This is a genomic window from Acidithrix ferrooxidans (assembly GCF_000949295.1).
GTDB lineage: Bacteria > Actinomycetota > Acidimicrobiia > Acidimicrobiales > Acidimicrobiaceae > Acidithrix > Acidithrix ferrooxidans.
The window spans coordinates 1-7,424 of record NZ_JXYS01000108.1 but is presented as its reverse complement, the minus strand read 5'-3'; the positions used below and the strand labels follow the sequence as shown (position 1 = coordinate 7,424).

The following is a 7,424-nucleotide window of genomic DNA, read 5'->3' as shown; positions in this document are numbered from 1 at the left end:
AATCATGCTCACGACTACAACTCCCAATGACCACGGCTATAGGCAAGGTTCCCCGATTTTGGTCAACACGGATCCTGGCTACAGTACTCAAGCGCAGATACGGTGTTCTCTATGCCTCTAGGACTAGCTATTACGTTCTGTTTCGGGAAAGTAAGTTCAGCTTCCATCTGCCGGGCAAACAGTACGAGAAGGCTGATCCACAAGCAGTAGCTGAATGGAAAGACGAGCAGCAAGAACGTCTGAAAGAGGCATTCTCTGATCCAGATACGGTGATTCTCTGTGAAGACGAGATGGTTCTCACTCAGGCGACAACTACTCAGAAAGTGTGGATACCGAAAGGAACCACACCAGCTGTAATTGAGACCAATGGAACCAGAAAGAACCGGAGCATCTATGGGTTTTTGAACCTCAAGACAGGCAAGGAGCATGCATTTGCAACAGAGCGCCAGACTATGCATGAAACAGCGGCCATACTGCTGGCGATCCGCAAGATCTACCCAAGAGAGAAGATTCTGCTTATATGGGATGGGGCAGGATGGCACAGAGGGAGCGTCGCTCAAGAGGCAATTAGGGAGCATCACATCGAAGCAGTCCATTTCCCTCCGTATTCTCCGCAACTCAATCCCCAGGAACACGTTTGGAAGCAAGGGCGCTCTGCTGTAACCCACAATCGCTTCATTCCCAAGATTGAACCAGTCACAAAGGAATTAGTCGACTATCTCAACACGACGACATTCCCATACTCTTTGCTTGATTTCAAGGAGCAAGTCAGAGTGTGAGCTCTATAGGTTCTTAGTTATTTCGGCATCGGCTGATAAATTTGGTGGTTTGTCTCTTGAGTGCAGGGCAATTAGGCTCTGAGAAACCCCGGTATTGTTATTGGATTAAAAGGTGTTCTAGATTTATTTAGAGTGTAATTAGGAGGAAACCTTGACCTTAGATCCCGGAATTCAATTCGTGCTCGACCAACTTGGTGCTCTTGAGGAAGTTTCACCAGGTGAGATATCACTAGAGGAACAGCGCAGAAACTTTGACAACCTCTCTCAGCTCGGCAGCGGCCAGAGCGATGGTCTAGAGAAGAGTTACGATATCGAAATTGGCCTAGTGGGTCGAACTCTTAGGGCCAGAGTCTATGTACCGGCAAATCGAATTGGAAGGGGTCTCGGAGTCTATTTTCACGGAGGTGGCTTTGTCTTAGGTTCGATCGAATCTCATGATGGAACTGTTGGACAGCTGGCTGTTGCTGCTAAAACTATGATGATCTCGGTCGACTATCGACTTGCTCCTGAGAATAAGTTCCCAGCCGCCGCTTTAGATGCTATTGATTCGATTAAATGGATTCGAAGCAAAATCTCAGAATTTGATTGCGATGAGAGTTTAATTTTTCTTTTAGGTGATTCAGCCGGAGGCAACCTTGCAGCTGTCTCTTCGAACTACTTGAATTCGCAGTCTGACTTTGTAATATGTGCCCAGGCGCTAATTTATCCTGCTGTATATTGGGATGAGACATATTCGCTGACCGCTTTTTCAGAGGGATACTTTTTAACTGCAAGTCAGATGGATTTCTTCAATCGAAGTTATTTAAAGGATGAGACGGATCTAAAAAACCCGCTTTTGAATGCCTATATCGATGAGAATCTAAGGAAGTCGCCGCCATCTTTGATAGTAACGGCCGAGTATGATCCACTTCGAGATGGTGGGGAATTGTATGCAAAGGCACTGGTTGAATCCGGCGTCTGTGTTACAAGCCATCGTTATTTGGGAATGATCCATGGGTTTATTTCAATGGCAGGCTTTGCCCCAGGCGGAGCCCAGGCGCTATTGGACATTGGTCAATATATAGCTGGATTTGCCCAATAATTTTTCAAATGAGAGATAAGCTTCCCGCTTGAGTTGCACCGTCACCTTCGAAGTGTCATCTTTGAGATCGGTACCCCAAGGATTCGTGACTATCACTACTTGTCGCAGAAAATATTCGATATCTGCTATAGAGGTAGTCGTCGGCCGCAGCTTGCCCGACTGGTTCTTATTTAGGCCATTGCTCGACTTACTTTGAAATTGGTTTATAGCCGACTTCGCCAAAGCGATCTCGCTTTGGTGGGTGGGTGCTAAAGTAGCTCTTGGTTGGGGTTAGGCCAGCTGTCTCGTGGCCTTTGAGTGCTTCAAGTGCGCTTTTGTATCCATCTTCGATGAGTGCGTGTGCATGACTGAAGTCGAGCCACGCAACGCCTTGGGCTAGCCGACTTTCAAAGACTGTTATTTGGGCATTTGCATCTACGTCGGCGATATCGGCCTTGAGGCGTGCCATCTTTGCGAGGGTAAATGAATCCAGCACCGCCTCAATTGGACGAGTGAATGTTTTGTGCGTTCGATCGAGACTAGAGCAATAGAGTACGTAGATCTTGTTGGCGCCCAGCGTCAATGCTCTGCGTATTGGGACGTCATCGGCGATTCCGCCATCAATATATAACTTCCCGTTGATTTCGATCGGCGAAAAGGTACCGGGAAGCGCAGAGGACGCCAACAATATAGGCGTTGGATCTCCGCTGTGAAATCTATGTGGTTCACCATTTAGAAGGTCAGTAACTACGATCTCGACAGGTATCTGTGTATCTTTTAGATCTGAGATGTGGATATGTTCCCTGATGATGTTCTCCAGGGCGTCATTTGAGTAGACGTAACTTCCCCGCTGGGCATATCGCCAAGTGGAACCAAATCTCCTCGGTGGAAAGAGGCTGTTTTTGGTCATCTTCGTCCAAAGATCAAAGAGTTCACTTAGGGTTTGGCGTGAGGGCGAAATGGCAAATGAAGTTCCATTGAGAGCCCCAGCAGAGGCGCCAATTATGAAGTCTGGAAAGATTGAATGTTCAAGAAGGGCACTCAACATCCCAACCTGTGCCGCTCCTCTATTTCCTCCGCCGGAGAGGATGAAGGCTGTATAGCCGGTCTTATCTTGATGGCCACTCAAGATCGATTTCCACCAAGGCTCGCTGGATATTTTAGGATTTCCTAAAAATATGTCGTGAGGGTTTGATGGCCGTCGTCTTAGATTTGAAGCTCCGTTGGGCCAAGTATTCATTGTTTCGTTTGCATTTGGGGGATTGTGCTGCATTGCCTATCGTTTCTAAGCGAAATGAGTCCTTTTCGAGATCACCGCTACCCTTTATCTATCCACGTCGTCAACAAAGGCCATGAGATTGAGAGTCTTTCGAACTCTTTTGCCCGCCAAAGCTAATGGACCTTGGACAAGGCAGACACAAAGGCATCTTGACCCAATATTAGGTTCTAGTACGTTGGATGCTTTTGATAGGGGTTTTCATTGAGTTGCCGCTTGTATCCTTGGCCCGTTCCGCCCTTTCTGTTAGGTCATCTTTTGCTGGTAATCTCTCTAGTTTGATCACCCAGTTACTCTCGAATAGTTTGTAAAATTATCATCGCTGGGTAACTAGATTTGAGAGTTGTTAGAGTCCCCAGAGCGGATGATCAGATCGCCAATCAGTCCGGTCCATCCGGTCTGGTGCGAGGCGCCAAGGCCCTCACCGGTATCTCCATTGAAGTATTCATGAAAATAGAGATATTGACTCTTGATCTTTGGCATGGCTGGTCGTGATCCTGATTCGTCTATCTGAAAGAGTGAAGTCAATCGTTTGGTAAGTGCGTTAGAGACCTGTGCCAAGGTTGCGTTATTTCCAGAGCCACTCGGGTACTCGATCTTTACTTGGTCGCCACAGAAAGATCCAAAACGCGAAAGCGCCTCAATGACTAGATAGTTGAGGGGAAACCAAACTGGACCGCGCCAGTTCGAGTTTCCGCCAAATAGAGGAGACGATGATTCACCGGGCTCATAGTCCAATCTGGCTTCAACGTTTCCGAGGTTTAGATGCAGAGGGTTATCTTTGTGATATTTAGATAGAGCTCTGATTCCATGGGGTGAGAGAAATTCATCTTCGTCTAGGACTCGGCCAAGAATGCGACACAGCCTCTCGGGGCTAACTACTGATAGAAGGATCCTTTTTTGGTCGTCATCGTTGATTGAATATGAGATCGCCCCGGAATACTGAGGTTTGTTATTTATGAACCAATTGAGTCGTCGCGTGAACTGCGGCACTAAGGATGAGACCTCGGGCTCTAGGATCGTAACGGCACACATGGCGATGAGGCCAACCATTGAAAATGCTCTGAGAGGCTGAGATCCACCATCTGCAAATCGAACTATGTCGAAGTAGAAGCCATCCTCCTCGTTCCAAAGTCCTTGCGCATCCATGGCAGCAGCTATGTAGGCAAAGTGCTCGAAGAATTTAGTAGCGACGTCTTCATAGGTGTCATCGTGTTCGGCCAGTACTAGAGCGATATCCAACATGGAAAGGGAGTAAAAAGCCATCCAAGCTGTGCCATCGGATTGCTCAAGTCTGCCAAGTGTAGGAGGTAAATCCGAACGATTGAAGGGACCAATGTTGTCCAAGCCCAGAAAGCCACCTTGGAAGACGTTGTTGCCCTCTGTGTCTTTGCGATTGACCCACCAGGTGAAATTGATGAGCAGTTTGTGAAAGACACGTTCTAGGAAGTCGTAGTCGTCGTCACCGTCGATCTCAAAGACTCTAAGGGCTGCCCAAGCATGTACGGGTGGGTTCGCGTCGTCAAAGGCCCATTCATAGGCGGGCAGTGCACCCGAGGGATGCATATACCACTCGCGACACATGAGAATCAGTTGTCGCTTCGCAAAGGCTGCATCGACATGTGAAAGGGTAATGCAGTGAAAAGCCAGATCCCAAGCGGCAAACCAGGGATATTCCCAGGTGTCTGGCATTGAGATGACGTCAAGTGCGTGAAAGTGTCGCCACGAAGCATTGCGACCCGAGCTTCGTTCATCGGGAGGAGATGGCTGTCCTGGATCGCCGTCTATCCATCTCTCTACGTCAAAATGATAAAATTGCTTAGACCATAACATGCCGGCGAATGCTTGACGCATAATGGAAGCTTCCTCACTCGAAGTAGCTTTGGGTGAAAGTGCCCCATAAAACTCATCGGCTTCAGCTCTTCGTTTTACCAAGAGATCGCTAAAGTCGTCCGACAGGTCTATGGGTGACTCTTCTCCGTGGGAAAAGACGACTCTGACCACCGTAGTCTGGCCCGCTTCGACCTCTCGGAGATAATGCAGTGCTGCCTTTGTTCCAGTATTGGCCGGATTAGTGGTTGTGGCACCCGTGACCACATAGTCGTTTATTGCATCTTTGGGATATTGGGTCGTGCTGGCACTGCCAAAGAGGCGCTCATTGTTGCTCTCATTGTCGCAAAATAGAGCCTTGTATTCGCCATCGCCCTTAAGATAACTAGTTCCAAGGCGGGGGTGGCTAGAGACGATGGTGTCACCATCTAAGCTCAGCGATGGTTTTTGTGCCTCAACCCTCCAGCTCCAAGTATCGCGAAACCAGATGCTAGGAAGAATGTGTAGCGTGGCTGATTCGCTAGAACAGTTGCGAGCCGAAATTTCAAAGGCAATAATTCCCGGAGACTCTTTGGCGTAGACGACGTCGATTTCCCAGAATTTATCGTCATCAAAGATATGGGTATCTTCGATCTCGTATTCTGCCTCATCCCGTGAGCGTCTTTGATTTTCTTCGAGTAATTCTTGATACGGGAAGGGTTGTTGGGGATAGTGGTAGCGAAAGTGCATCCATGAGTGGCTCGGAGTCGAGTCTATATACCAGTAGCGCTCCTTGACGTCTTCGCCGTGGTTGCCTTGGCTATTAGTTAATCCAAAGAGGCGTTCTTTTAGAAATGGGTCCTTTTCGTTCCAAAAGGCCAATCCTAAACATAGGTTTTGCTCTATGTCGCAGATTCCCCCTAGACCGTCTTCGTTCCAACGATAGGCACGGGAGAGTGCTTCTTCGAATGGAAAATAGTTCCAGGAGTCACCATTTGATGAGTAGTCTTCTCTGACGGTTCCCCAGGCGCGCTCCGCTAGGTATGGTCCCCACTTTCTCCATTGCGAGACATCTACATATTCAGATCCCAGTCGCTCATATTCCGTTGTACGCCTTAGCTTTGCTTTACGATCCATTGAGGGGACATTCTATCGTGAGGTCTTTGATTAGGTAACTCGACCTAGGCAGTGGCCGATTTAGCTACACAATAGTGATCCACCAAAGCGGCCCCTTGTTCAGCATATCCGTTTGATTGATTGCGTTAATTTTTCAAGATAAAAGGAATTAATCCGACGATAACTTCACTATTAGGACTAATCATTATGATGTGCGGTTTTCTATATTTTGAAAAATATTCTATAGGTATTTTTACCATAATATCAGAGATAACGATATGGATAACAACGTGAACCCGCGGGTATGGCTATTTCTGAGTAGTTAAACGGCCGGTGATAGATTTCTTTAAAAAGATAGATATTGGCAGAACATCGCTAGCAAATGGTAAATGGTTAAAGTTGATGAATTTCCTAATCACTCTATGGATGAGCCAAGGTTAGGCGTCATTTTCGAGCTCTTCAATAAGGCGAGTTAGATAAAAAAGAAGTGTTGAAATCTCCTCCTTATCCCAATGGGACGTACACATTCGGTGATCCCGTCAAACAAGCGGTGCTGTAGACACTCGATGATGGCGTAAGGTTGGGGTAGCTGGCCTATCCTCTGTGGCCTAGGGTGGCTGGACACGGCGCTTTAATTGTGATAGTTATAGTTACGTGGCAAAAACAGTGCGCCAATACGACAACGAGCGGATCGCTTCGCTGGAGGCCGAGAACGTCGTCCTTAGGTCCGAGCGTGACGAGTTGTCTGCCAAAGTGGATGCACTCACAGCCAAGATCGTCGAGCTAACCAAACAGGCTTTCGGGCGTCGCTCCGAACGGGCGAAGATGGCTCAGGATGTGAACGCAGAACCAATAGGCGCCTTGGAAGAAAGTAGCGACCCTGAGCCTGATGAGGTGCCAAGGCGCAAGAGAGGTCAACAACTCGGGCACCGCGGCCATGGTCGACGCAGCTATGACCACCTACCACGCGTACAACAGATCCATGAGCCCGATTCCAAGCTGTTGGTCTGTGGGAGCTGTGGTGCGCCTTATGCGCCTTTCGGAGAGGAACGCTGCGAGGAGATCGACGTCGAGGTGATAGTCCGGGTCATCGACCATATCCGTCCGACGTACCGGAGAGGATGTAACTGCAAGGCGACCAAGGGGGTCGTAGCTGGCGCACCACCAGCGAAGGTAGTTCCAAAAGGTAGGGCTGTCGGCTGGGTTCCTCGCCCATATCGTGGTGGCGAAGTTTCTCCTTGGGCTCCCGATCAACCGGGTATGTGCAGCACTTGCGATGCAAGGGGCCAACTTCGCTCCTTCGACTCTGGTGGGAGCGCTGCGTAGCCTAGGCCCGCTCCTCGCTCCGCTTGCGGATGCGATCCGCGAACACAACGCATCATCT

General features: G+C 48.6%; 5 protein-coding genes. 3 read left to right on the top strand and 2 right to left on the bottom strand.

Annotation, left to right across the window (positions count from 1 at the left end):
* Together AXFE_RS15525 and AXFE_RS15520 are read left to right on the top strand one after the other, a co-directional pair.
* Nucleotides 1–779: IS630 family transposase (locus AXFE_RS15525; RefSeq protein WP_152626148.1), on the top strand; the 779-nt coding region annotated here is incomplete at its 5' end.
* A gap of 151 nt (nt 780–930) precedes the next feature.
* Complete coding sequence (locus tag AXFE_RS15520) at nt 931–1,860, top strand: alpha/beta hydrolase (RefSeq protein ID WP_052606858.1); 930 nt, start codon at nt 931–933, stop codon at nt 1,858–1,860.
* 187 nt (nt 1,861–2,047) lie between these two features.
* Here AXFE_RS15520 and AXFE_RS15515 read toward each other — a convergent pair whose 3' ends face one another.
* Entirely contained in the window at nt 2,048–3,112 is a 1,065-nt protein-coding gene (locus tag AXFE_RS15515; RefSeq protein ID WP_052606857.1) for a patatin-like phospholipase family protein, read from the bottom strand.
* A 333-nt stretch (nt 3,113–3,445) separates the two neighbouring features.
* Nucleotides 3,446–6,061 (bottom strand): MGH1-like glycoside hydrolase domain-containing protein, encoded by a 2,616-nt coding sequence (locus AXFE_RS15510; RefSeq protein WP_082058823.1) that lies wholly within the window; start codon nt 6,059–6,061, stop codon nt 3,446–3,448.
* 1,198 nt (nt 6,062–7,259) lie between these two features.
* Here AXFE_RS15510 and AXFE_RS21655 point away from each other — a divergent pair.
* On the top strand, nt 7,260–7,424 hold a 165-nt coding region (locus tag AXFE_RS21655), incomplete at its 3' end, for an IS66 family transposase (RefSeq protein WP_407071693.1).